Raw genomic sequence first — 23299 nt, forward strand, 5'->3', positions numbered from 1 at the left:
CTTGTCAGTTGCTGTTACCAACAACATCCCAAGACTCGCTATTATCTGGCTGGCTAGACCTTGGATAAATCGGATTCCCACCGACTTGGTTACACACCCTTAGCTGGGCGCACAACTGGGAGTTGTTTAACTGATTCTATAATGTCCTATGATATCATCACGATGTTCCAGTATATCCTCTTCATAATATATTTGATATGGATTTGCATGATGGATTACAAAACATATACCTTTTCGATTTCTCTTGTCAGATATAATTCCGATATGTTTTTTAAATACAACAATATCTCCACCTTGCCATTCTTCTATTTCATTTATATCTGTAGTAAGACTTATTGCATTATTATCGAAATATACTTTTAAATTTTTAACTCTTCTAAAATCTATATTTTTATCAACGGCATCTATATCATATAATTCTTTATTGTTTTTTATATCCTCATTTACTAATACCATCAAATCATATCCTGCATCTTTTAAAGCAAAAGCTACTACATCAGTACAAACCCCATATTCATCATTTGGATAACCTGTGTTGTAATATTTGCTTTTATATTTTGGATTAGTTTTTATGTAATTATTTGCATTATTTAATATATCTGTTTGGTCATCTATACCATCATTGTCTTTATCAATATTGCTCTTGTAAGCTTCTATATTGAAATCTGCATTTGTATATTTTTTATGTGGAATATAATTAAAACAATACAACACATATAAAGCAGCAATTATTAGTACCGAAAAAACAATAAGCGTTATTCTCTTCTTCATACATTCTCCGTTAAACAACTTGCGATTTTAATGTCTCTATTATACCATAATGATACTATTATGAAAAATGAGTTCACCCACGATGAGTGTGTTAATCAGACAAAGACACTCTTTTACATAGTCTCAACTTTCAAAAAATAACTCCCTTTTTACAAAAGTGTGTCTGATGCATATTAACTCATAATTATACGAAACACCACACTTTTATTCATTTTCTATTCATTTCTTACTAATGGGTATTCATTTTTACTCTAAGTTGTCGTGCAATTTATTAGAATGGAATTTTTGAAAGGCTACTTCACTTGGATGGTGAGGTAGCCTTTTCAATTTGCCACTGTATTTTTAATAACCAATTACATCTTTTGATACTTCATTAATTACTGATTGAGGTATCGTATCAATGCTTACTGTATAGGCTTTGTTCATACGAGGATTATATATACCTAGATTTTTTACGCTCTTAAACTCTTTATGAATCGAGTGCATACCCATGATATAATATACCAACAACTGCAATGTGTATTTTGGCTTTGGCTCATCCTTTGACACTTTAAAATCCCATAATGTATCTTTTGTTAAATAGTCTCCATCACCAGTAGAAATAGTGTCTGTGTATCCGCCTTCAAATGTAAATCCATCTTTTGTTATAGGTCCATATTCTTTCCAAAAAGATAAACTGCGATTAATCATGGTTACAATGTTCTCAATCGTATCTTTATCGGGGTTAATTTCTTCTACTGGCTTATACCCTATTATGCCAGCTCTAAAACAAACATCGTATCCTACCAATTTGCAAGCATTTGTTATGGATTTTTTATCAAGTCCTTTTATATCTGCTAATAGACTTGTAGCGTTTTTCATTGACGATTGCTTTTTATTCCCTGTAAATAAATCCAAAGCCAAAGCACCCTTCAAAGATATTGAAAAGGCTTCCTCTTTTTGGACACCCATCAAAAATCGGGTCATATAATCAACTGCAAGACCAACTAAACTTGCATGGATATTCTCATTCTCATTCAATGTAATTCCATCATCAAGTTGAGTTACCACAAGTTCTTTTTTGTTTATGTATCCACCACGGGGTTGTTTTATCATGCTAATTCGTTTGGTTACTGAATACATTCGTTTGTACCTCCAATATTCTCATTATGCATATCTTATCATATTTTATCACATGACAAGAACATTGTGAATGATTTGCTATATTATATTCGATTATTTTCGCTCTTTGATGACTGATTCTATTACATCTCTGTATTTTTGAGGTAGGTCAAATGCTTCGTAAAGTTCTTCATCAGTATATATGTGGTCAAACTTGCCTGTTGGTGGAGCTGGAACAAATCGGAAACAATGATTTGTTTGAATATTGTTTAATTTACTGATATTAGGAACTAAAAAGAATCTTGTAAACTTGCTATATATCCATGATACGAATGATTTACATTCCTCAATACTGTCTGATTCAAAAATACATTTTGATTCACCACTATATGATTCATTTTTTGTGTTATCAATAAGCCGTGATATACTTAAAACATAACGTGGGTGTTTGGTTGCATACCAGTCATAACCAGATACTTTTGTATTCATCCATATTTCATAATGTTTATTCCCTGTTATATAGGGAAATTGAAACACTTTATATGCTCCTAATGAATCAATTATTTCTTGTCCTATATTAAGCAAGCTTTCTTCATGTAGTATACTTCTATATTCTTCTCCGTTAAATACATTTATATCATTGCATTTATTTGACACAAAAGCTGTATCGGATTTTTTATTTTTATCTACTAAAAAATAAGAAATCCCATCTGTCTGATAAATGTCAAATACATCTTTACAACAAGGGTAAAAACATACCTGTTTTATACAGGGTACAATGACTTGTCTAAACTCTCCGTAGCTATGTTGACTAGCAATTCCCTGTGAAGCCTCTGCGGTCTGCCACTTAGCGGGTGTTATCATACAAGTATATTTATCACATAATGTATATCCTAAAAATACAAAATCTATATCTATCCCTCTATTATATGGTGGGTTACCTATGACTACATCAAATTTCATTTGTCCGAACTCCTTTTTCATTTCATCTATTAACATCTTATGATTAGCGCCTATTAGGAAAACACACTGTCAAAGAGGTTTGTAGCGGGGGGTAGCCCGCTACTGCGGTATCTTCCGTAGTGTTGATTTCAATGTACTCGGCAATCTTGCGGAGCTCGTCAGCAAATTTGAATTTCACGCTGATATTGCCGTTTTCATAGACCTTGATATAGTCCACAAGTTCAACCAAGATTTCACGGTTGAGGGCTTCAATGTTCTGATACTTCATAAAGGCTACCAGTGCAGGATGCTCGTTGTCCACACCGTTTGCCAGTTCTGCGCGTTCAGCGTTCAGCCGGGTAAGCACCGCGGAAATATCAGAAGTCTGCCGTTCATAGTCAGCCTTCATATCCCGGTATTCCTGCTGGGTGATTTCACCGTCTTTCCAGTCCTGATAAAGAGATTGCTTGTAGCGTGTTATCTTTGTCAGTTCCCGCTCTTTTGCAGCTATCAGATCGTCCAGTCGGTAAGACTGGCTTTTTTTGATTGGAGCGGAATTGATCTGCGTGACGATTTCCGAGTAGGAAACAGCCAAATGTACCTGATGCTGTACAGCGAACAAAACAGCAGCCTCCAGCCGTTCATGCTTGATTGAGTGCATGGTGCAGGCTGTCCGGGAACGGTTCTTGTAGGTTGAGCAAGAATAATATACATTGTTGTTCTTGCCAACGCATCGGGTAATGGCCCGCCCGCAATCGGCACATTTCAGAAAGCCGCTGAATAAATGTACCTCACGGCCTTTCGGGGAAGTACGGGTATCACGCTGTAAGAGAGCCTGTACCTTGTCGAAAGTTTCATAGTCGATAATGGCCTCATGCGTTCCAGCCACTTCCACCCATTCCTCGCGTGGAACAGCTTCAATCTGGTGTACCTTGTAGCTTTTCACCCGGCTTCGGCCTTGGGCTAAATCCCCGGTGTAGGTCGGATTGGTAAGAATGGAGTGGATCATGCGGACTCCCCACATAGGATCGTCATACCCTCTTGTCGAAACAGGCAAGCCCTTTTGTACCTTGTAAGCCGAGGGGCTCGGTACGCCGTGTTCGTTCAGGTACAGCGCGATAGCACGTTTTGATGACCCTTGAATAAGCATTGTAAAAATGAGTTTGACATTTTCAGCAGCATCTGGATCAACAATCAGCCTGTGCTTGTCCTTTGGGTGCTTTACATAGCCGTAAGGAGCAAATGCTCCGATATACTGGCCGTTGCGCCGTTTGTAATCAAATACCTGCCGGATCTTTTTGGAAGTCTGATAGCAGTAATTATCGTTCATCACGTTTGTAATGGGAACGATGATATTTGAAACGCTGTCGGGGTTCTTGTAGCTGTCCACATTCTCAGCAAGGCTGATAAAGCGAACACCCATTTGAACAAACAGGTTATCGATCAAACTTCCGGCATCGCTATAATTTCGTGCGAAGCGGGACAGGTCTTTTACTATAACGCAGTTGATTTTACCACTCATGACATCCGCCAAGAGCCGTTGAAAATCTTCACGGTTAGCATCCGTTCCAGTATGTCCGTCATCTACATATTCCGTGATACTTTCAAACTCGTCAATGTTGCGTCGGTAAAAATCGTTCAGTAGGTCACGCTGGTTTTTTACGCTGTTGCTATCGTCTTTTCCTTTTTTCAAATCTTCCTTTGAAAGCCGGATATAGATGCCCAGCCGCCAGCGGCGGATTGTGTAAGAGGGAGAGAAACTCTGCTGATACCCTCTGTTTTTTGCTCGTGCCATTATTCCTCCTTCCCTATCACATTACACTTATATTATAACTCTGTCCGGGGAGGACAACAAGGATGCCTCCGCTTCGGGACACTTTGTCTCGAAGAAGCAAAACGAGCTGTAACCGAAGTTACAGCCCGCTTCTTTGCCGCAGCAGGAAATCCGTCAGCTTATCTTGGAGAGATGGCCCGCTTTCAGCAAATTCAATTTTCACGCCAACACCACCGATGCAAAAGCAGTATGGATTTTTGACAGTCTGCAAAAATCGAGAGATGCGCTCCTTTCGGGAAAGCGCATTGTCAAAGGTCATACCGCTCACATCAGGCAGGGACTCGGCAGCCACCGCGCCAATGTCAACGCTTCTCATTTGTTCAAGTTCCTGTGTAGTTAATTTCACGGTAAACCTCCTTCGCAGATTGATAGAACGCCTCCCGCTGTTTGGTGGGGAAACGCAACAGGCCAGCACCACCGGGATGCTGGCCTGTTGCCTTACTCCACCTTGGGACACTTTGTCTCGAGGTTTATTATAGTTTTTGAATATTAGAGAGCGCCGCACATATTTACTTGGCCTGTCCAAAGACAATCGTTATTTTCTGTGCGGCGCTCTCAACGCAAGTAAAGCGACAAGCCCGGAGGAACAGGCAGCCAACCTGTTCAGCGCCGGATCATGGACTTGGGATGACCGGGCCCATTTACAGTGTTGGTGTTGTTCGCTCAATCTCTTTTGGGAGATGTCACTGCGCACCCACTGTCTGGCTCCCCGTACTTACTCAGGGCTGCCGTTATTCCCTTGCGTTAGGAAGAAAACCTCCTCTCATAAACCGAGACATTTTTTCATCAATTTCAAGTGGGTTAAGATGAAAAAATCAAAAAGTTTTTTTCATATGTTCAAGGCCACGCTTGATCGACTGGCGAATAGACTCCTCATGTACTCCCTCGGCCTCGGCAATTTTCTTAATCGACTTGCCAAGAATAATATGTGCGTCAATTCTGCGGCCCTGGATCTCCGGCAGAGAATTGAGAGCGTTCCACAGACGGATGAACAGCTCCATGCGCTCCAGAAGCTCCTGGGGCGTTGGCTCATGCAGGCAGGCGGAATATTCGATCCCGTCATCGCAGTCCAGAGAATACTGCGCCTTATGCCGGGAGAGCCGCCGCTGGTAGGCCATTTCGTGCCGGGCATCGGACACAAATACTTCGGCTACCTCGTCAGAAACCTCGATAAACTGATCCTGTGTGTACCAATAATAAAAATCCTTCAGATTGATTGTAGTCATAAATAAACCTCCGTTTCGGTGTTGGGTGGATGAGTGACCGAAACGGGGCTCGGCGGGGAGCGGCACCCCGGGGAGCCGCCCCGCACCTCGGGACAATTTGTCTCGAAGTACAAAAAAGCGCCCGCACAGCAAGACGCTATGCAGACGCATGAAATTACATTATCATAATTGTACTGATATATTGTACCTTCATAGCCAGACTGTCCCGGAGGGGGAGCTATGCTTTTTTTAGCTGGTGAAGGTCATGGGAATTGTGAGAAAGTAAGATGGACACGGCGACACCCTCCTATGGGCCGCCGTGGGGTTACTGAATATCCAAAGAGAAACGGCGGCTCTGAAAATTGAGCCGCCGTTTCAAATAGGCGTATTGATAGGCTGCTGTACGACGGCTTTTTTTCTTTTGCCGTCGTGCGGCAGTCTTTACTCTTGAATTACGCTACAAGTACCAGAACTGGAAAACGCTTATTTTTACTTCAGTTAGCTGGATCTTTCAAAGAAATCGCATACACCGTATTGATCTGTAATGGATAGCTCTCTGCAATGTTACCATCGTAATAGACAATGACTTCATCACCAATGTTGAAATCAACCATGTCATCTTTGTTCTCTGCATCCAAAGAAACATCGCAATATGCTCCGTAAGGGTAAGCGTCTGTCTGGATGGAAATAAGTATGGAGTTGTTATAAACTTCTTCCACAACGCCGGTAATGCTGGACTCATTCTTTATGATGTCGTCCATAGAACGCCCACAGCCAACAAGACTTAATACACAAAACAATGTTAAAATGAGTGATAGAATCTTTTTCATACAGGTCACCTCCGCCTTTTGCCATCGCTCGGCTGATTATGAAAGCAGAAATTATTCCTGCGAGGTGTAATCTTCTCCAATAGGATTATTCTTTAGCATGAGTGATTGTGCATCTGTTTCAGATATTTCTTTAATTTCTGAAATTTGATGGTTGCCATCCCTTGAAATAGTAACACATACTCCATTTTCTTCATCAGTGTAAACAACAGCCTGTTCACTGTCCAATAATATCTTAATTCTCTGATTATTATAATACCAACCGCCGCTCTGCTCGTTGTAGGTAATGCCATAGTCTGCATAGTCTTTAAGCCAAAGTTGGGGAGTAGATTCTCCCTTTTGTACAGTACTCAATGATGTATCAGTGGGATTAAAGTTATTATGCTTTTGGGTATGACGGTCATAATTTTCTTTGGAACACTCTTTAATACCAACAAGGTTATTTTCTTCGTCCCGGTCTGCCTCAATATCCACCGTTCCAGAAAAGAAATTCGTGAAACTCGCTCCAGCTATGGGGTCATTAAAAAATCTCACTACATTCCCATTATAGGTAAAATAATAATTCTCCTGATCATAGCTCAAGCCGTAAGGTTCATATATGGAGTAGTCCACACTTCCACCAGGCAGTTCTGCTGTAGTAGAATCGTTCGCCGCATTTTCCGTATCAGAAACGGTTTGTGCCTGATAGGAAACATTTTTCGTAGTGTTGTTATCGGAAGGAATATTCACTGATGAACTACACCCAGCTACCCCCCCCACAAGCAATGCACTTCCGAGAGCTAATGTAAGTAGTTTTTTTGTGCTCATAAAATAAACACCATCCTTTCTTTGAATATATATAAAGGATACCACTACCTTTTGTGATACATTTGGGATTAGTTTGTGATTTATGTGTAGTTGAAAAGCGGCGAGTTGATTACCCACCGCTTTTCCATATCTTTCAAATTATAAAAGAGAACTTTACCCCAGCTTGCGTATTGCAAACCGTACATTCACTTCCATACTGGTGTAGTATTTCCTGCACAATATACAGTCCAAGTCCACTTCCTCCAGTCTTTCGGCTTCTTGACTGCTCCACGCGATAGAACGCATCAAACAATCTGGGAATACTATTTTCTGGTATATGCACCCCTGCATTTTCAACAGAAAATACTATCTGCTCATGTTTCATAAGTACGGAAATCCAAATATCCGCTCTTTGTGGGGAATACTTGATTGCGTTTCCAATTAGATTTGAAAAAACCTTTTCTACCAACATCTTATTTCCGTTTATGAAAGCAGATGGCAGTATATCAAGGTGTATTTGTAAATCTTTTTCTGCAATCAAATCCGCTGTTTCGTTCAGATAGGCTTTGATAATTTGCACACAATCCAAGTGGTCTTTCTTGAAATCGGCCCCCGCAGTTTCTAACCGCGAAATTGTCAATATATCTTGCACCATTGTTTCAAGCGTGTTTGTAATTTCCAGCGACCTTGTCAAGTATCTTTCATGGTCTTTATAGGGTCCAATACCAAGGAGCATGCCCTCTAATTGCCCTTTGATAATCGTGATAGGCGTTTTCAATTCGTGAGACACCGCTGAAAAGAAATTCGTGCGAGCTTGTTCTAATGCCTTTTCATGTTCTATATCAAGTTCCAGTTTTCTATTTGCTGCCTGTAAGTCATTCAAAGTTACATTGAGCTTCTGCGATAAATAGTTAAGGCTCTTTGCCAATATTCCCAGTTCGTCAGTCCGTTGTTCATCTAATTGCCATTCAAATTGTAATTCGGACATTTCTTTAGAAATACGGCTTATTTTCAGTACGGGTTTAGTAATAAGGTGTGAAAAAATCCAACCAGTAACCAGTGATACGCAAAACACTATAAATGCAAGTAACGGAAACACTTTTTGAAATGCTCTTTGCAGTTCTGCTACTTGCCCCGCCGCTCCATAAACAACTAAAGTGTAGTTTGTATTTTTGCCAAGAAATGAAACCGTATAACTATTGGATATAATAGGTGCATTATTATCTTCATTTCCCCAAGCCTTTGTTTCTATAACAACATCATTATCAGCACTTCGTTCCGTTGGAAGATTTATTCTATTACCATTTTCTTCAAACAGTTCCATTCGGTCTACATTCTGATAATCAAGAAAGTTATCAAAAATACCCCCTGTTTCTTCCATGGGCATTTGCGATATTTCTGAAATGAATATTTTTGTTTGTTCATCTAATGTTGCATTAAGGGTATTAGAATATGTTTTCGGGGTGTACCAAGCTAAAATCAAGTAAACCAGAAAGCTCACCCCTGTCAATAGGATAGCAGTAGTGATAAAAACTTTTATAAACAGACTGCCTTTAATTTTCTTTATCAACTTTATATCCCACCCCTCTGATCGTTTGAATGAAATCTATCCCCAGCTTCTTGCGTAAGTTTTTGATATGGGTATCAACAACTCGCTCATCCCCATAAAAATCAAATCGCCACAGCTTATCTAATAAGTTCTGGCGGGTCAATATCCGGCCTTGATGGGTCAGCAGTTCCCGCAATATTTCAAACTCTTTTTGCGTCAGTTCAAAATCAGATCCATCCACGGTGGCGGCATAACTATCACAGTTCAAAAGTAAATTGCCATAAGTGATGATTTGAGGCTTTTCATCTTCTCCCCGCTTGCTACGCCGAAGTACAGCTGCAATTTTGCGAAGTAAGATTGGCATAGAAAAAGGCTTTGTAATATAGTCATCCACCTGCAAATCCAATCCCCTGATTTGATCTTCCTCACCGCTCAATGCAGTCAGCATAATAATGGGAACATCCGATTGCTTTCGTATCAACTCACAGACACCATAACCGTCAATTTTGGGAAGCAAAATGTCCAATATAATCAAGTCATATCGTTGCCCCGAAAACAAAGATAGTGCCTCGATGCCATCATTTGCAGTAGCCACTTCATATCCTGCTTCTTGCAAAAAATTCTGTAAAAGTTCTTGAATATCAAAATCGTCCTCAACGACTAAAATCCTTTGCATAATAACACCTCCAAAGATAGCGTATCATAGATTTTTGTGATTAAAGTGTAGTTTTCAAATTTTCTTTCTGTTATTATACCTTGTCCGTGTAACATCGGCAACCTTGCCGACGGGCAATAAAATACTACCAAAACATAAAATTGTGTTTCGTTCTCATAGTCAAACCCGAAATGTAAAATAATATAGGGGTGATATGAGAATGTACCAAGACACCAGACGGCTTGACTTCCACGCATTAGGCCGGGAGATCAAGCGCAAGAGAGAGGCGAAAGGCTGGACACAGGAATACCTTGCACAGCTCGTAGACCGTACCCCTCGTTCCATCATGTATTTTGAGAACCGGGGCCAGCATCCAAGCCTGAACACCTTTTACCAAATCGTCACCCTGTTGGATATTTCCGTAGACCAGTTCTTTTATCCTGACAGGCAGAACGGCGAAAGCGACTGCCGCCAACATATTGACAGGCTGCTCAATACAATGGACGAAAAGGAATTGACGGTCATGGAGGCCACAGCAGAGGGACTACAAAAAGCCAGAGAAACGGAGGTCAAGTAAAAAGGGCCTTCGTTTTTCTCGTTTTTAGGGGGCTTTTCGGGGGTGCCGCTAAATGGCAAGCAATTCGGGTGTGGCCACACTCCGAAATTTTTGCTGGCCGCAGGCCCGCAAAAATGCTTGTTGGGGAGCTCCCCAAACCCGCTGAACTTCGGGACAAATTGTCCCAAAGTCCCGGCGCTATGCGCCTGTTGTCTGCGGCCTGTCGCTATCGCTCCTGGGCCTTATTTTCCCGCCCGTCCGTCACGCCGAGCAGATGATCAATGTTCGCCTTGATTGCCACAGCCTGCCGCATATCCGCCTGGGCCTTGCGGTATTCCGCATAAAGCTCTTTCTTTTGTCCCGCCAGCTCACGGCGGGATTTTTTTAGTGCTTCTATTTTAGGGAGCTTTGCGCCGTTCAGTCTGGTGTTCATGGTATCCTTTGCCGCCCGGTAAGTGGCAAGCTCCGCTTCATGCTGGGCCAGATACTTTTTGCTGTACCGTGCAGCCTTGTACCCGTCGAACACCGGGCGGGTCTTGGCATAGTCCACCGTGGCAGCCATCAGCTCCGATGTTTTGGAAAGAGCCTCCTCCGTTGTGCGGAGTTCGTCAGACAGCTTGTGAAAGTGATCCACCGCAGCCTCGGTGCTGGCCGTCAGCGCCGCATAGTCTGTCAGATGATGCTCCTGCAAATACTGGAGTGCAGCCGCCATCTGCTTTAAGTTGTAGACCTTGGCCCATCGTTCATAAGCCGGACCCTTGCCCTGGGCCATACGCTTTTGAATGTCGATGATGAGATTAACTCGCCGTGGCGGAACCGTGGGCTCCTCTGGCATCTCAGGGAGTGGACGTTCCCCGGCAATTACTGCCTTGATGTCCTCCGGGTCAAATCCGGCTCCCAGTGTAGAAGCCCGGAGCCGAGTCGGTTTTTCCTGCCCGGGCGCAAGGAATGAGATGACACCGCCGCGTCCCTGTTTCACCGAAAAGCCGGACTCATCCATGAGACGAAGAAAGTCGGCAAAGTCTGTTGGCTTTTTCTCCAAAGCCGCGAGAATAGCCAGCCGTACCCGCTGCTTGGCAGAGGGTGGCTTTTCTCCGATCCACTGTCCATAGTGGAGAAAACGGCCCTTGCTGTGCTGGCACGGATTTTGGATAACAGACAATTCATGTTCGATGCACACGCGGTCAGAGAGCCGCCGCAGGGCAAAGGACGAACCGATGAAATTATGAAATTTCCGGGAGCGATCAAAGGCCGTCGCATTGAAATAAATGTGATTGTGGATATGGGCCTTGTCGGTATGCGTACAGACGAAGAACTGATACTTTCCCTTTGTCCAGCGCATCGCCGTTTCATAACCAATACGGTTTGCTTCTTCCGCCGTAACCTCCCCGGGCAGGAACGCCTGCCGGATCTGAAAGAACAGGGCCCCGCGAGATACGGCCCGGCCTGTCTCTGCATGGTATTGACTTTTTACCAGAAGAAACTCGGCGGGGGCCGTGTTCGGATCGCAGAGATAGGAAGATACGGCTCCCAGCTTTTCCGGGTTCAGGCCATAGGTGAAACGATCCTCCATCGTTTGAATTGCACTTTTTCCCGCCACTGTTTTATAAGGGCGGATATAGGTGGTCGCCGTAGAAATCCCTCCTTCCGGCAAATAGTATTTTTACTTTGGGACACTTTGTCCCAAAGTAGAAAAAGCCGGGGAGCGGTATCAACCACTCCCCGGATGGGTCAAAGCTCTACCAGCGCGGAGAGCTGTTTCAAGAGATCAGACAGAGGCCCCCACAAGGCGGCATAGTCCCGCTGCAAGGCCGCGAGTTCTTCGGGATAAATTGCGCTGTAGGTGTTGGCTTGAATTGCCACTTGGTTCAGATTGTTGGAGCAGCGCCGCTGGAGCGAAACCAGCTCACGAACAGGCGAAAGGTCAACATGAAGCACATACCCACTCAGGGCCATTTTCCGCATATAGGCTCCCATGTTACGGATGCCAGCCTCCGCCATACGTTCTTGAATCAGGGCCTGCTCCTCCTCCGACACCATTACATGAAGATGGATCGGACGGCGGCGTTTCTTTGTCATCGCTCCTCACGCTCCCGGCTGCGGCAAGCGCGGGGCGGCTCCTTTACCTTATCCAGCGGCTTTTCCTGTTCGTCTGCCGGAACGGGGCGCGGCAAATGAAATTCACGGTGCAGGCGCAGCGCCTCCAGTACAGACAATTCCTGTTCACATTTCTTTTTCATATACGCACCTCCTTATCTATCGCCACGGTCAGGCTGCCTACGCTGGGGAGCCGGAGCCTCCGAGCCGCGATCTGCCTCCGCCAACTTTGCCGCATTTTTCATCTGCTCGGCAATCGGACGGGGCCTGTCGGGATTATCAGGCGCAGGACGCAGCTCATAGTCGGATGCCTGTTTTTCTGTCAGGGGGCGGGTATAGGTAAGATAACCCCAAGCTAAGAACGAGCCATTTTCCACCGGGACGCGCTGATCGTAATTGAAAATTTCATCCGGCTTGTTATAGGGCGGCTTCGGGAATGTCCCTATGTCCACAGGCCGCTGGGTCGAATAATACTTGTAAAGACCGGGAGCCTCGGTCTGCCTGATCCCCACGTTATAAATACGCTGATAGTCCTGCACCCGGTCTGCAAAATCCTGCTCCATCGCGGCACGGTCATTTCCATAGTGACCCCATTCGTACTGCCGCTGGCCGTCCTTGTCATCATAGCAGGCCCATGTGACATAGCGGGATGGCGCGGTGGGATGTTCGCCCAATGCAAATCCTCGTCCATTTTCCAGCATGACCGCCTTCAAAATGGAGTAGCCTTGATTTTTGTCCATAGTACACCTCCCATCATCGAGACATTTCTTTGTTTTCTCTTTTCACAAACGGCTGGAGCTGATAGGGGCTTGTACCGTCCTCGGGTCGCAGAAAGTCTATCCGGGCCGCAGCACGGATGGCGTTCTGGTTAAGCTGCCGCTGCCATGCCCCTTGGCTGGGAGCCCACTTAAAGCCGTTACTTTTCAGTTCCTGCCGCTGATCGGCATCGGGCTTTTCCTCAAAAATAAGCTGCAAACGGTTTTCAGCCTCGTTGATTTTGGCCTCACCTCCGGGGAATGTCCAGCCAGCAAACTCGGAGCGGCTGCTCAGTTCCTCAATGCGCTGGCGTACACGGCGGATGTTGGCGTTGTTGTTGGAAAGCAGATAGGCGGGGTATGGCTTGCTTTTGTCCAAGTGCCATGACTGCGCCATATCTGCTTTGAGCTTTTCTGCCTGCTCCGGCGTAAGCTCCGGGCAGCCGTCCAGCGTTTTGTGTTTCCGAAAATACGCATTGACCGCCTTCATAGTGGCCTGCTGGGACTCCAGCCCCTCCAGCTTTTTTGTCAGCTTTTCCACGGCCAGATCGTCATCCGCGCTGATCCCACCCATTCCAACAGAGCGGATTTTATCAAGCAGCTTTGAAATCTCCGCATACTCTCCATAGTTGCGATCCCGGGCGGCGTTCTGCTTGTGCTTTTTTGCCACAGGGAAATTACCGCCCCCGGAGATCAGAATAGAGGGCACCCGGGCATCAATCACATTGCGTTCATTCAGATTTTCCGCAAGTTTCCGGGCATAGCGATCCACCAGCGCGTCAATCTTATCATGGTACATGGGATCGACACGGGCTTTCTGGCGTTCCGCCGCTGCATACACTTCATCGACCATTGCCCGGTAGCCCGCCGTAGCGGAGCCCGGCTGATAGTCGGAAAAGCTGTTCATATCTTTTGCCCGCTTTGCGGCTTCTTCGTTGATCGGATAATATTTCGGCATAGTACCTCCTTCCACAAAAGCCGGAACTTTGGGACAAATTGTCCCAAAGCCCCGGCAGCTAAAATGTTGACAGCATCTCACGGAAACAGGGCCGGACATAGAAACATACACCTCCCGCAGAAAAGGGCCTTAAAAAGCCTTGTCATAAGCGGGTTTAGGCTGGCCTAATTGTCAACACATCAGCCCCGTTTTTTCCGCATATATTCCCGCTGCTGTCTGCGGTGTGCCGCCTTTGCACAGGCCGCCGAACAATAGGTTTGCCGTCCATCAGGAGCCACGGCTCTGCCGCATACCGGGCAAGCCTTGAAATCTGGCCTTGGCCCTTCTGTCAGCAGCGCAACCTCCAGCGCCGGATCAAGGGGCAGAACTGCCTCGCGGAAGTAGCGGCAATAAGCCCCTGTCCAGCATTTCCCAAACATATAGCACTCGCAATCCAGCGGCAGGCAGCCGCAGTCCCGGTCATAGTTGGCACACCATTTTGACACCAGCCTGCGGATTGCCGCTTTTTCTGTCCGGGTCAGTTCTCGGCCCACAGTATCACCTCCCGTTGCCCGGTGGTTTGAGCTGCTCCCGGTAGCAGAACATGCAGCCGATCCCGCGCCAGTAAGGGCAGCCGTCACAACGGGAGCCCTTCGGCGGCAGGCTTGGCGGCACACCCTTAAAGTAGCTTTTTTCTTTCATAAATCCCTCATAGGGGTTGTTGGTAAATCTCATTCATTATCCTCGCTTTCGGTATCGTCCTCGTCCCAAGGCGGCCCATCGTCCTCGGAATCGTCATAATCAGCCAGTTCCTCACTATAATCTTCTTCGGGTACAGCAGCTTTTTCATGCTTCGGGCGGTAAATTTTGAAGTACCAGCCTGCACCGCCGCCCAGAACAGCCACTGCCAAAATCAGCAGAAGCATCCCGGTATTGCTTTTCTGCTGGGGCTCGGGTTCCGGCTCCTCCGCAGGTTCTGTCACCGGGGCGGGTTCGGGAGCTGTGCCAGCACACTCGGTCATGTTGACCGCGCAGACCTCGCAATCCGTATGGATGGCTCCGGGCGCACATTTTTCTGTGCAGGAGCAGGCCGGAAGTTCTCCGCCAGCGGCCTCCAGTGCCGCCAGCAGATCGGCTTCATCCACCATGTTCAAAAAGTAGGTGTGATACTGTTCGCCGTCCTCGTCCACAGGCTTGTCATAGTCAATGACAATGTAAAAGGTGTTGCCGCCGCTGGTTTCCACCGTGATGAACTGTTTGTTGGTTGCGGCATCGTAGAGCAGATCGCGGGTCACAAGGTTTCCATCCTCCGAAAAGCCCTCGCCCGGGGTAATGGTAGGCGCTGGCTCCGGGGCCGGAGTTTCTTCCACAACAGGCGGTTCCTCATTCCCGCCGTCCGAATAGGCATAGGCCGGAATCGCAAAGCCGCATAAAAGAACGGCGGAGCAAAGCCCCGCCGCCAACATACGAAAGTGTTTCATATTCAGTTTTCCTCCTTTTCTTCTTCGGACTTCGGGACACTTTGTCCCAAAGTACCTCCGTCCTTCAGCTTTTCAAACAGCAGCGGGAGCTCCGTAAGGGAAATGCTCATACCGCGCACAATGTCCACGATCTCGCTGTTTTCCGCCTCCAGCTTTTTCTGCTCCAGCTCCTTGAGCCGGGCCTGCTGTTCACTGATTTTGGCCTTGACCTTATCAATCTCGGCCTGAATTTTCATGCTTTTGGTAGTTGCCATTTCAAAACCTCCTGTCACGGTAAACGCCCGTAGGCGTAAAAATGAGATTGCCAGTAGCTTGTATTCAAATTTGCGTAGCCGATGGGATCTCCGCAATGCAGCATTTTTCCATCACCGACATAAATCCCGCAATGGCTCACGCCCGGCGTGTCATAGGTGCCTTTGAAGAACACCAGATCACCGGGTTTGGGAGAACTGGTCGGCGTACAGATGTTATAGAGCCCCTGGGCTCCCAGCCTGCCCACATTCCAGCCGGAGTGATTGATGACCCACGAAACGTACCCCGAGCAATCAAAGGAAGTGGCAGGAGAACTGCCGCCCCACACATAGGGATAGCCGATATATTTCTGCGCCTCGGCAAGCATCGCGGCAAAGGTTTCATCGTCCAGATATTCTCCGGGCACTTCGTAATCACCGGGTTTCCCGGTAATGTACTTATTCACATAGGGAGAATCCGGAAACAGGTCAGGACGGTTTCCCAGCGTTGCCATATAGATGGCATACCGGGAAAGCTGATCCTCACCCATAACGTATACAGGCACATGGGACAAATCAAAATTTTCCAGCGTGACCGTACAGATGTAATAATCGTAAGGCACCTGATAGGTGTCCGTATGGGAGTTGCCATCCTCGTCCGTCCATGTGTCGGTTTCTGTGCGATACCGGGTTTCCACCACCACATCCTCCGTGAGAATATACTGGCGGTCAAACAGCATTTGCAGCGTTCCCTGTACTTCGTCTATTGTCCATTGCCCCTCATGGAGCGCACACAAAAGAGAAAGCAGCACATAGGGGTCATGTTCGATTTCGTCCAGATCGAAGTGGTATTCGTCATAGTCATGGGTGCTTTCATAGGTGTCCAGATAATGCTGCAAATCATCTTCCAGCGCACAGTAGGCAGCTTCGGCGGCCAGCATATCCCGATCCTCGCAAGGATAGGTGCTGGCCCCTAATGCACCGGCCCCGGCGTTCCCCAGCATAAGCATGGTAGAGGAACAGGACTGCATAGCAAACAGGAGTAACACACAGAGCACCGCAACCACGGCACCTGCGGGATGACTTTTGACAAATTCCACTGCCCGGGCGGTCAGGTGTTCTGCGGCTGTGGCAGTTTTCCCAGCCGCAGCCGCGCCCTGCTTTGCAGCCTCCTTTGCCTGCTTGCGGTATTGCCTGCGAAGCCGTTGCTTTTGCCAGTAGCGGGTAAGGGCATTTTTCGTCAGCTCCGGGTGCTCCTGTGCGGCGGTGTGAAAATGGTAGTCCGCCGTGTATTTGGTATAGCGGGCCTCGGCCTTGCGTACCACTTTTGCCGGATGTTCCCGGACTTTACGGCGCACAAAGCGGGAGCCGTGCCGCAGCGCGGTTTCTCCCACAAGCTCAGAACGGTGTGCGCCTTCTGTGCCGACATTTTCCTGTTCCACTTCAAAAATCTTGCCATGCACGAAGCTGTGAACGGAACCACTGGCAACACGGCCTATGCGTTTTACCGGGCCGGGCTTTTTCGGCGGCTTTTGTTTTGCCAGCTTCTCCCGGGCCTGTTCCAGCTTTTCGCCTTGGGACTCCATACGGAGCTTTGCTGCCGCAGCCTGTTCTTGCTGGCTCTTTTTGCGGAACTTGGACTTTGGGACACTTTGTCCCGAAGTGTCGGAAGCCTCCGGCCCGGACTGCTCCTCGTCAGGGGCGTGGGCGGTCTGCGACCAAGCCTCCTCCTTGGCCTTATTCGTTTTTCGTTTCATTCTTCATATCCTCCGGGCGGGTAGTCAGCAGGTCATAGATTTCTCCGCGAGGGAACCGATCCACAAACGGGATGGTCACATTTCCATAGAACAACAGCCCCTCGCCGGAATTGCTGTGTGTGATATAGGAAAGCTGGTGCTCGGAAATACCGAGCTGTTTTGCCAGAATGGTACGGTCACTCTGCGCCTGCGAAAGCAGAATCATAAAATCCGTGTTGTCCAGAATGTTCTCGATTTCACGGCTTGCCAAAAGGTCTTTGACGTTCTGCGTCAAAGCAGACGGCACACATCCTTTTTTACGCAGCATTTTCCAGACCGCCACAAAGTAGCTGGCTGTCAGTGGATCACGGAGCAGAATGTGAAACTCGTCAAAGTAGCACCAAGTTGCCGCGCCCTCGTGGAAGTTCTGATCCACCGCCTGCGAAACAAACTCGTTTGTGATGTGCATTGCAATCTTTCTAAGGTTTTCGCCCATGTTTTTCAGAACGATGCACACCACACGGCTGTCCGTCTTGACGTTGGTAGGATGGTTAAAAAGATTGAGGGAGCCTGTACAATAAAGCTCTAAGGCAGTTGCCACGCGCCGGGCCTCGGGCTCCGGCTGGCGTAAGAGCTCTTCGTACAAATCCTGCAACAGCGGCGTTTTTGCGGTTTCCAATCCGAGCGCCTGCTCCCGGTACACCAAACGCACACAGCGGTCAATGACCGTCTTTTCAATGGGCTGCAAGCCTTCCTTGCCGCCGACCACCAGCTCGCACAGGGACAAAAGAAAATCCGCCTTCATGGAAAGCGGGCTTTCTCCGGCAGCCATATTGAGCTCCACATCCATCGGATTGAGATGGTGCGGGCTGTCCGGGGCAATCTCGATCACCTGACCGCCCAGCCTTCGCACCAGCGGCGCGTATTCGCCCATCGGGTCAACCACGATGATCCGATCCTGCGGGATGGTGAGAAACACATTCAAGAGCTCGCGCTTTGCGGCAAAGCTCTTTCCGGAGCCCGTAGAGCCCAAGTACATCCCGTTTGCCGATTTCAGCTTTTTGCGGTCAGCCATGATGACATTGTGAGAAAGTGCGTTCATGCCATAGTAGAGGGCCTGTCCAGCCATGCGGAGCTCCCTTGTCATAAAGGGGATAAAAATGGCTGTGGAGCTGGTTGTCATACCGCGCTGGATTTCTACCTCGTTGTAGCCAAGGGCCAGCGAAGAAACAAAGCCCTGTTCCTGTTGCCAGTCCAGACGGCGCAGAGCGCAGTTGTATTTCTGCGCGATGCCGCCCACGGTAAACACATCGTTTTCCAGCCGCTGGCGAGTAGGGGCAAGGTTTACCACCGTAAAGGTCAGCAGAAACATTCGCTCATTGCGGGATTGCAAATCAGCCAGAAGCTCCGCCGCGTCCTTGCTGAATGTAATCAGGTCAGGGGGAAGAATGTCCGGGTCATAGCCGGAGCGCACAGCCTTTCTCTGTTCCTCCACTTTCATTTTCCCAATGTCCGAGATTTTCCCCTTGATGGTCTTGATTGCCTTGAGCTGATCCACGGTCTGAATGTGCATGGTCACGGTCATTTCCGCATCCAGCTCCAAGATTTCCGCCAGCAGCTTATCCGAAAGCTCCGATGCCATAATCTGCAAGTAGGACACCGCGCCCCAATACTGGCCGATACGGAATGTGCGGGACTGGCGGAAGTCGAGACTGTCCGGGGCAATAAAGTCTTTTGTGCCAAGCCCGGTCTGTGGGATGTCTTTCCACGAAAAGCGGAACGCCTCGCGGCTCCCCGGATGCATCTGGCTATGAAGCAGCGCAAGGCGGGCCCGCCCGTCCATAGGCTCCGAGGGAACGCCCAGCCGCTTAAAGTTTCCCATGACATCAGCCTCCACACGCTCCAGACGGGGCCGAGCCTCCGCAATCCCCTCGGCGGGTATGCCAAAGGTGATGTATTTTGAGCGTTCAATGCCGTTATTGCTTTTGGCAATCTGATTTTTCAGCATCCCGGTAAACTCGTCCCGGACGCTGTTATAGTTGTCATCCGCTTTCGGGATATTGACTTGATAGCGGCTGCGGGAATGGGAACGGCGATTGATAAAGGAAAGCTGGAACGGCAGCGAACTGTCAAAGTAGTTAAGAAATGAGCTCCATCCGCTGAATATGGCAGTCTGATCCTCGGTGGATGCCACGGAGTAATTGATGTCCTCATATTCCACGGTTTTTGTATAGAGCCCGCCCGGGAGCTTGCACACACCGTCCGGGTGCATGGACAGATACGGGATTGTCTGCTGGGCAGACAGGGCCGCCCGGCCTTTACCCTTGGCGGCGGCTCCGTTTTTCTTCTTTGTGTTTTTCAATCACATCCTCCTTTCCAGCGCCCGGCCCGGCAAAGGGCGCATAAATGTTTTCGGTTCGGTAGGCCCTGATCCCCGGCCTTAGAAACTTGGCCCGGATGATGTTCCGCACCACCTTTTCAAAGGGTAAGCCGTCCTTTTCATACATGGCCAGCAGGAACGCCGGGAGCATAATTCCCAGCATGAGAAACATCGCCCCGGTATTGCCGAGGGTGCCACGGGTCAGCAGATAGGCCGGAATCCCCACTGCGCCCGCGCTGCCGAAGCAGACAAGCTGGCGTTTGGTGAGGTTGAAAGCCATCTTTGTTTTGATTTTGGATAAATCGTTTGGTACGTTTACATAGGGCATAGATCACACTCCTTTCTGTACTTCGGGACAATGTGTCTCAAAGTCCGGGATGGTTGGTGTTACTTCATTTCCCCATACAGCCCAGCCGGGCGGGGTCTGCCTGGCAAAGAGCTCCACGCGGGGCAGATCGCCCATCAGGGAAATGATTTTGGCGCGGGCCTCGTCCGGCTTTTTGCTATGGGCTTCAATCGGGGAAATGATGAATTGATGAATGTTGGCAGCCTGCCGCTTTGGATGTCCCTTGGTTGCCAGCAGGCAGATTTCTGCATTGCCCCTTGTCCAGAAGCCAAGGCCGTAAAACCAGCTATCCGCCTTCTTGTTCTTTTTCAGCCAGACGAAAGCAACGCTTTTGTAGGTGAAGCCCCAAGCCTCGATCAGCCGGAGCGCCTCCGGGAGCTGCGGGAAAGTAGCCCATAAAAAGAGTGCGCTGTCCGGGGCTGCAAGATCAGCCACAGGCAACGCACATAAATCCTCAATGCTCATAGTTGGATAATGATTTTCCGCCGCGCCCTGTACTTTCTTAGCCGAGTAGCGCCAAGGGGGATCGGCGTAAATGATAGAATACTGCTGGATAATTACACTCCTTTCTCGCCGGAGCTTTTTACTGCCTGCGCCGCACGGATGCGCTCACTGGCGGCGGCATAAAAGGACGGGGCCGTTTCAAAGCATACAAAGCGGCGTTCTGTGTTGATGGCTGCAATCGCGGTTGTGCCGGAGCCAACGCAAATGTCCGCGACCAGTTCTCCGGGGTGGGTATAGGTGCGGATCAGATACTCGCAGAGCTCCACGGGCTTCTGCGTGGGGTGGATGCCGCCGGACACCGTAGGCACAAAAAGTACATTTCCGGGATAGCGGCGGCCATCGTTGGACTCCGATCCCTGCCGTTCAAATTTCCCATAGTTGGAGCTTGTACCGCTTCGGGAATGAACGCGGGCATAAGGCTTGCCATAAGTAAACTGCGGATTGTAGACCGGGGACTTCTGGTAAAACACCAAGATATTCTCGGACTTTTTCAGTGGAGCCCGGTTTGCATTGAGAAAGCCCGTTCCGCGCTCCTTGTACCAAATCCACTCATAGCGGAGCATGGCGAGGTTGGATGCGCCCAGCACCTTGTCAAAGGGGCACTGTGCGAAAAACAGCACTGCGCCATTCGGCTTGACTGCCCATTTCACCGCCTCCCACAGCTCCGGGAGCGGCAGGGGCACATCCCAATAATTCCGGGTTGTGCCGTAGGGCGGATCAGTCAGCAGCATATCCACGCTATGTTTTGGCAAAGAACGCAAGCCCTCGATGCCGTCCATGAGAAACAAGCCCTCTTTCGGGACACGTTGTCCCAAAGTGCGGCTATCGGTCATTGCGGGCCTCCTTTGCTTTGGCAGGTGCAGGCCGGGCGGCATTTTCTTTTCCAGCTTGTTTCGCGGCCTCGGCCATCTGCTCCTTGATCGGGGCAGGCCGTACCGCCTGGGCCCGTGCAACAAGCTGTTCCACCGCCGCATGATACGCCTTCACACCAGCCGCGTTAATCCGCTCCTGTGTGGCGCGGTCAGGAATCCGAACCGTAGCCCGGTATCCCGTCCGGCTGGCAGGATCGGGTTTAGAGGGAGCTCCGAGAAAAATTCCGTTTTTCCCGTCCACAACCTTAAAATCGTCGATGACCACACCGCCAAAATTGACGCTGGCGAAGCCGATCAGTTTACCCTGCGGCTCAATCGGACGGACAGATACCGTGATCGGAACAACCGCCTCCTGCAAGACAGCATCTGTCCGCATTTTTACTGCCTCATCAATGCTAACGCCCTTGACTTCTGCAAGCTCCGCGATGGGAGCATCAAACAGCCAGCGCCGCTCCTCCGCAGCAATCTGCTCCGGGGTCAGCAATACATCATCTTTCTTACTCAGATAAAATTCCTCCTTTCCGCTTGCCGGAGCAGGCTGGGCGGGGTCGTCCATCAGCTCTTTTCTTTGCAGGACGGCCTCCGTTTCCGCCATAAAGCGGTAAGCGTCCGCTTCAGTAAACTCCTCCGGCGTTTTTCCATTCCATAAGCGCGTTCCATCCGCCCCGTATCTTCTCGGCATAAGCACCTCCTCCTGTTAATGAGCGCCAAAGATACGCTGGGCAATGCTCCCGGTCTTAAAGAGCATGAAGCAAAGCAAAACCGTGTAGCCCACAGTTCCCCAAATCGCCCCGATGGGATCGCCGCTTGTTGCGATGCCTTGAATGAGCACCGCGTAAATTGCAACACATACAAGAATCAGCAGCCCTTGAAAGCCCACGGCAAACAGGGACTTGATGTAGTTTTGCCCGGTGCTGCCAAGCTCCCGGTTGGAAAGCGTAGCAACGGGGATGGGGGCCAGACTGGTCAGCAGATAGATTTCCAGCATCCTGCCATACACCAAAACGAAAATGATAATTCCCATCGCCTTCATCGTGAAGCCAATGAGCGCAGACTGCAGCCACAGCCCCAAAAGTGGCCCCAAGTCCATCGCCTCCAGCGAGGTTTCCAGTTCGGCAAGCATATCCGCCGAAACATCGGTAGAGCCTTGAATCAGCCCGCCTGCCTGCGCGATAACGCTCTGCGATACATCGAACACGGCCATGACGATATTGAATGTGTTTGACAGGATTAAGATTGCACAGGCCGTTTTGAATATCCATTTATAGAGGTTCGCAACGTCAACCTCGTGCATATTGTTCTTTTCCAAAAGCATCTGTATGAGCTCATAAGTGGCAACAAAGGTCAGCACCATTCCGGCAATCGGCAGGATCACCGTTTCGGAAAGCTGTCGGATCAGGGAGAAAACCCCGGCGTGCCACGCCGCCGGGGTAGTCCCTACCTGTGCCGCAATCTCTCCGACTTGGGTATTGACGGTATCAAAAAGCCCTTCGAGGTTTCCCATGATCCCGCCAATCAGAAGCTCTTTGAGCCAGTTTGTGAGCCAGTCGGTGAGAAAATCCATAAGCGCCTACCTTAAAACAGGCCAGACAGCAGAGGGATCAGTGTGGTGCCAATGACGATGATGCCGCCGCCCGCCATGAGCTGCTTCATGCCCTGGGACTTTGCTGATGTGTGATAAAGAAGTAGTAGAAGTGTAAAAAATTTTGCCGTTCCTATCCGGCGTTTGCGCATT

At 48.5% G+C, this 23299-nt stretch carries 27 protein-coding genes; 1 reads left to right on the forward strand and 26 read right to left on the reverse strand.

Annotated elements, in window-relative coordinates; all coding sequences use genetic code 11:
• Nucleotides 1-126: 126 nt before the first annotated feature.
• The 10 genes from H8S17_RS14360 to H8S17_RS14405 form a co-directional block, all read right to left on the reverse strand.
• Entirely contained in the window at nt 127-771 is a 645-nt protein-coding gene (locus H8S17_RS14360; protein ID WP_154269143.1) for a DUF1287 domain-containing protein, read from the reverse strand.
• Nucleotides 772-1113: 342 nt separating this feature from the next.
• On the reverse strand, nt 1114-1893 hold the full coding sequence (locus H8S17_RS14365) for a hypothetical protein (protein WP_186867743.1): 780 nt from the start codon (nt 1891-1893) through the stop codon (nt 1114-1116).
• A 93-nt stretch (nt 1894-1986) separates the two neighbouring features.
• Nucleotides 1987-2871 carry an Eco57I restriction-modification methylase domain-containing protein gene (locus H8S17_RS14370; RefSeq protein ID WP_408639459.1) on the reverse strand — a complete coding sequence of 295 codons (885 nt, stop codon included), beginning with the start codon at nt 2869-2871 and terminating at the stop codon, nt 1987-1989.
• A 7-nt stretch (nt 2872-2878) separates the two neighbouring features.
• The gene (locus H8S17_RS14375) at nt 2879-4609 is read right to left on the reverse strand and encodes a recombinase family protein (protein WP_186867745.1); all 1731 of its coding nucleotides are present in this window, start codon (nt 4607-4609) and stop codon (nt 2879-2881) included.
• 118 nt (nt 4610-4727) lie between these two features.
• On the reverse strand, nt 4728-4994 hold the full coding sequence (locus H8S17_RS14380; protein ID WP_007884026.1) for a DUF6870 family protein: 267 nt from the start codon (nt 4992-4994) through the stop codon (nt 4728-4730).
• Nucleotides 4995-5463: 469 nt separating this feature from the next.
• A complete protein-coding gene (locus H8S17_RS14385; RefSeq protein ID WP_186867746.1) occupies nt 5464-5874 on the reverse strand; it encodes a sigma-70 family RNA polymerase sigma factor in 411 nt (136 codons plus the stop codon).
• A 473-nt stretch (nt 5875-6347) separates the two neighbouring features.
• Complete coding sequence (locus tag H8S17_RS14390; protein WP_117500201.1) at nt 6348-6683, reverse strand: DUF3221 domain-containing protein; 336 nt, start codon at nt 6681-6683, stop codon at nt 6348-6350.
• A 51-nt stretch (nt 6684-6734) separates the two neighbouring features.
• Nucleotides 6735-7487, reverse strand: a complete 753-nt coding sequence (locus tag H8S17_RS14395) for a hypothetical protein (protein WP_147326843.1) — start codon at nt 7485-7487, stop codon at nt 6735-6737.
• 133 nt (nt 7488-7620) lie between these two features.
• Nucleotides 7621-9036, reverse strand: a complete 1416-nt coding sequence (locus tag H8S17_RS14400) for a HAMP domain-containing sensor histidine kinase (RefSeq protein ID WP_117465012.1) — start codon at nt 9034-9036, stop codon at nt 7621-7623.
• On the reverse strand, nt 9020-9691 hold the full coding sequence (locus tag H8S17_RS14405) for a response regulator transcription factor (RefSeq protein WP_117465011.1): 672 nt from the start codon (nt 9689-9691) through the stop codon (nt 9020-9022). Before H8S17_RS14405 ends, H8S17_RS14400 begins: the two co-directional genes overlap by 17 nt.
• A 199-nt stretch (nt 9692-9890) precedes the next feature.
• On the opposite strand from H8S17_RS14405, the gene H8S17_RS14410 reads away from it, so the two are divergent.
• On the forward strand, nt 9891-10247 hold the full coding sequence (locus tag H8S17_RS14410; protein ID WP_025579572.1) for a helix-turn-helix transcriptional regulator: 357 nt from the start codon (nt 9891-9893) through the stop codon (nt 10245-10247).
• A 205-nt stretch (nt 10248-10452) separates the two neighbouring features.
• Here the strand turns inward: H8S17_RS14410 and H8S17_RS14415 are convergent, their stop codons facing one another.
• The 16 genes from H8S17_RS14415 to H8S17_RS17290 all read right to left on the reverse strand — a co-directional run bounded on the left by H8S17_RS14415 (nt 10453) and on the right by H8S17_RS17290 (nt 23298).
• On the reverse strand, nt 10453-11799 hold the full coding sequence (locus H8S17_RS14415; protein ID WP_186867755.1) for a relaxase/mobilization nuclease domain-containing protein: 1347 nt from the start codon (nt 11797-11799) through the stop codon (nt 10453-10455).
• 158 nt (nt 11800-11957) lie between these two features.
• Entirely contained in the window at nt 11958-12305 is a 348-nt protein-coding gene (locus H8S17_RS14420) for a plasmid mobilization protein (protein ID WP_110104189.1), read from the reverse strand.
• Nucleotides 12302-12466, reverse strand: coding sequence for a hypothetical protein (locus tag H8S17_RS14425; protein WP_186867747.1), 165 nt, complete (start codon nt 12464-12466; stop codon nt 12302-12304). The genes H8S17_RS14420 and H8S17_RS14425 overlap by 4 nt, the downstream gene beginning before the upstream one ends.
• A gap of 12 nt (nt 12467-12478) precedes the next feature.
• Nucleotides 12479-13063: a defense against restriction DarA-related protein gene (locus tag H8S17_RS14430; RefSeq protein ID WP_110104190.1), complete on the reverse strand. Its 585-nt coding sequence runs from the start codon at nt 13061-13063 to the stop codon at nt 12479-12481.
• Nucleotides 13064-13076: 13 nt separating this feature from the next.
• A complete protein-coding gene (locus H8S17_RS14435) occupies nt 13077-14036 on the reverse strand; it encodes a hypothetical protein (protein WP_186867748.1) in 960 nt (319 codons plus the stop codon).
• Nucleotides 14037-14215: 179 nt separating this feature from the next.
• Nucleotides 14216-14569 carry a cysteine-rich VLP domain-containing protein gene (locus tag H8S17_RS14440; RefSeq protein ID WP_118743004.1) on the reverse strand — a complete coding sequence of 118 codons (354 nt, stop codon included), beginning with the start codon at nt 14567-14569 and terminating at the stop codon, nt 14216-14218.
• 177 nt (nt 14570-14746) lie between these two features.
• Nucleotides 14747-15496, reverse strand: coding sequence for a DUF4366 domain-containing protein (locus H8S17_RS14445; RefSeq protein ID WP_118727025.1), 750 nt, complete (start codon nt 15494-15496; stop codon nt 14747-14749).
• Between the two features lie 2 nt (nt 15497-15498).
• Nucleotides 15499-15750: a DUF4315 family protein gene (locus tag H8S17_RS14450; RefSeq protein WP_015563850.1), complete on the reverse strand. Its 252-nt coding sequence runs from the start codon at nt 15748-15750 to the stop codon at nt 15499-15501.
• A gap of 14 nt (nt 15751-15764) precedes the next feature.
• A complete protein-coding gene (locus tag H8S17_RS14455) occupies nt 15765-17483 on the reverse strand; it encodes a C40 family peptidase (protein WP_186867749.1) in 1719 nt (572 codons plus the stop codon).
• The gene (locus H8S17_RS14460; protein WP_186867750.1) at nt 17464-19824 is read right to left on the reverse strand and encodes a VirB4-like conjugal transfer ATPase, CD1110 family; all 2361 of its coding nucleotides are present in this window, start codon (nt 19822-19824) and stop codon (nt 17464-17466) included. Before H8S17_RS14460 ends, H8S17_RS14455 begins: the two co-directional genes overlap by 20 nt.
• Nucleotides 19781-20170, reverse strand: a complete 390-nt coding sequence (locus H8S17_RS14465) for a PrgI family protein (RefSeq protein WP_015563852.1) — start codon at nt 20168-20170, stop codon at nt 19781-19783. The genes H8S17_RS14460 and H8S17_RS14465 overlap by 44 nt, the downstream gene beginning before the upstream one ends.
• Before the next feature lie 3 nt (nt 20171-20173).
• The gene (locus H8S17_RS14470; protein ID WP_330595807.1) at nt 20174-20743 is read right to left on the reverse strand and encodes an MT-A70 family methyltransferase; all 570 of its coding nucleotides are present in this window, start codon (nt 20741-20743) and stop codon (nt 20174-20176) included.
• Nucleotides 20744-20745: 2 nt separating this feature from the next.
• Nucleotides 20746-21525, reverse strand: a complete 780-nt coding sequence (locus tag H8S17_RS14475; protein ID WP_120041463.1) for a DNA-methyltransferase — start codon at nt 21523-21525, stop codon at nt 20746-20748.
• Entirely contained in the window at nt 21515-22246 is a 732-nt protein-coding gene (locus tag H8S17_RS14480) for a septation protein SpoVG family protein (RefSeq protein WP_186867751.1), read from the reverse strand. Before H8S17_RS14480 ends, H8S17_RS14475 begins: the two co-directional genes overlap by 11 nt.
• A gap of 15 nt (nt 22247-22261) precedes the next feature.
• Nucleotides 22262-23128: a VirB6/TrbL-like conjugal transfer protein, CD1112 family gene (locus H8S17_RS14485; RefSeq protein WP_186867752.1), complete on the reverse strand. Its 867-nt coding sequence runs from the start codon at nt 23126-23128 to the stop codon at nt 22262-22264.
• Nucleotides 23129-23139: 11 nt separating this feature from the next.
• On the reverse strand, nt 23140-23298 hold the full coding sequence (locus tag H8S17_RS17290; protein ID WP_186867753.1) for a Maff2 family mobile element protein: 159 nt from the start codon (nt 23296-23298) through the stop codon (nt 23140-23142).
• Between the last annotated feature and the right edge of the window lies 1 nt (nt 23299).

This window comes from Roseburia zhanii (assembly GCF_014287635.1).
In the GTDB taxonomy this organism is placed as follows: domain Bacteria; phylum Bacillota; class Clostridia; order Lachnospirales; family Lachnospiraceae; genus Roseburia_B; species Roseburia_B zhanii.

Bases quoted from the DNA above. Each gene is read 5' to 3' on its own strand.
- H8S17_RS14360 (WP_154269143.1), bottom strand. From the start codon at position 771: ATGAAGAAGAGAATAACGCTTATTGTTTTTTCGGTACTAATAATTGCT.
- H8S17_RS14365 (WP_186867743.1), bottom strand. From the start codon at position 1,893: ATGTATTCAGTAACCAAACGAATTAGCATGATAAAACAACCCCGTGGT.
- H8S17_RS14370 (WP_408639459.1), bottom strand. From the start codon at position 2,871: ATGTTAATAGATGAAATGAAAAAGGAGTTCGGACAAATGAAATTTGAT.
- H8S17_RS14375 (WP_186867745.1), bottom strand. From the start codon at position 4,609: ATGGCACGAGCAAAAAACAGAGGGTATCAGCAGAGTTTCTCTCCCTCT.
- H8S17_RS14385 (WP_186867746.1), bottom strand. From the start codon at position 5,874: ATGACTACAATCAATCTGAAGGATTTTTATTATTGGTACACACAGGAT.
- H8S17_RS14390 (WP_117500201.1), bottom strand. From the start codon at position 6,683: ATGAAAAAGATTCTATCACTCATTTTAACATTGTTTTGTGTATTAAGT.
- H8S17_RS14395 (WP_147326843.1), bottom strand. From the start codon at position 7,487: ATGAGCACAAAAAAACTACTTACATTAGCTCTCGGAAGTGCATTGCTT.
- H8S17_RS14405 (WP_117465011.1), bottom strand. From the start codon at position 9,691: ATGCAAAGGATTTTAGTCGTTGAGGACGATTTTGATATTCAAGAACTT.
- H8S17_RS14410 (WP_025579572.1), top strand. From the start codon at position 9,891: ATGTACCAAGACACCAGACGGCTTGACTTCCACGCATTAGGCCGGGAG.
- H8S17_RS14415 (WP_186867755.1), bottom strand. From the start codon at position 11,799: ATGGAGGATCGTTTCACCTATGGCCTGAACCCGGAAAAGCTGGGAGCC.
- H8S17_RS14420 (WP_110104189.1), bottom strand. From the start codon at position 12,305: ATGACAAAGAAACGCCGCCGTCCGATCCATCTTCATGTAATGGTGTCG.
- H8S17_RS14425 (WP_186867747.1), bottom strand. From the start codon at position 12,466: ATGAAAAAGAAATGTGAACAGGAATTGTCTGTACTGGAGGCGCTGCGC.
- H8S17_RS14430 (WP_110104190.1), bottom strand. From the start codon at position 13,063: ATGGACAAAAATCAAGGCTACTCCATTTTGAAGGCGGTCATGCTGGAA.
- H8S17_RS14435 (WP_186867748.1), bottom strand. From the start codon at position 14,036: ATGCCGAAATATTATCCGATCAACGAAGAAGCCGCAAAGCGGGCAAAA.
- H8S17_RS14445 (WP_118727025.1), bottom strand. From the start codon at position 15,496: ATGAAACACTTTCGTATGTTGGCGGCGGGGCTTTGCTCCGCCGTTCTT.
- H8S17_RS14450 (WP_015563850.1), bottom strand. From the start codon at position 15,750: ATGGCAACTACCAAAAGCATGAAAATTCAGGCCGAGATTGATAAGGTC.
- H8S17_RS14455 (WP_186867749.1), bottom strand. From the start codon at position 17,483: ATGAAACGAAAAACGAATAAGGCCAAGGAGGAGGCTTGGTCGCAGACC.
- H8S17_RS14465 (WP_015563852.1), bottom strand. From the start codon at position 20,170: ATGCCCTATGTAAACGTACCAAACGATTTATCCAAAATCAAAACAAAG.
- H8S17_RS14475 (WP_120041463.1), bottom strand. From the start codon at position 21,525: ATGACCGATAGCCGCACTTTGGGACAACGTGTCCCGAAAGAGGGCTTG.
- H8S17_RS14480 (WP_186867751.1), bottom strand. From the start codon at position 22,246: ATGCCGAGAAGATACGGGGCGGATGGAACGCGCTTATGGAATGGAAAA.
- H8S17_RS14485 (WP_186867752.1), bottom strand. From the start codon at position 23,128: ATGGATTTTCTCACCGACTGGCTCACAAACTGGCTCAAAGAGCTTCTG.
- H8S17_RS17290 (WP_186867753.1), bottom strand. From the start codon at position 23,298: ATGCGCAAACGCCGGATAGGAACGGCAAAATTTTTTACACTTCTACTA.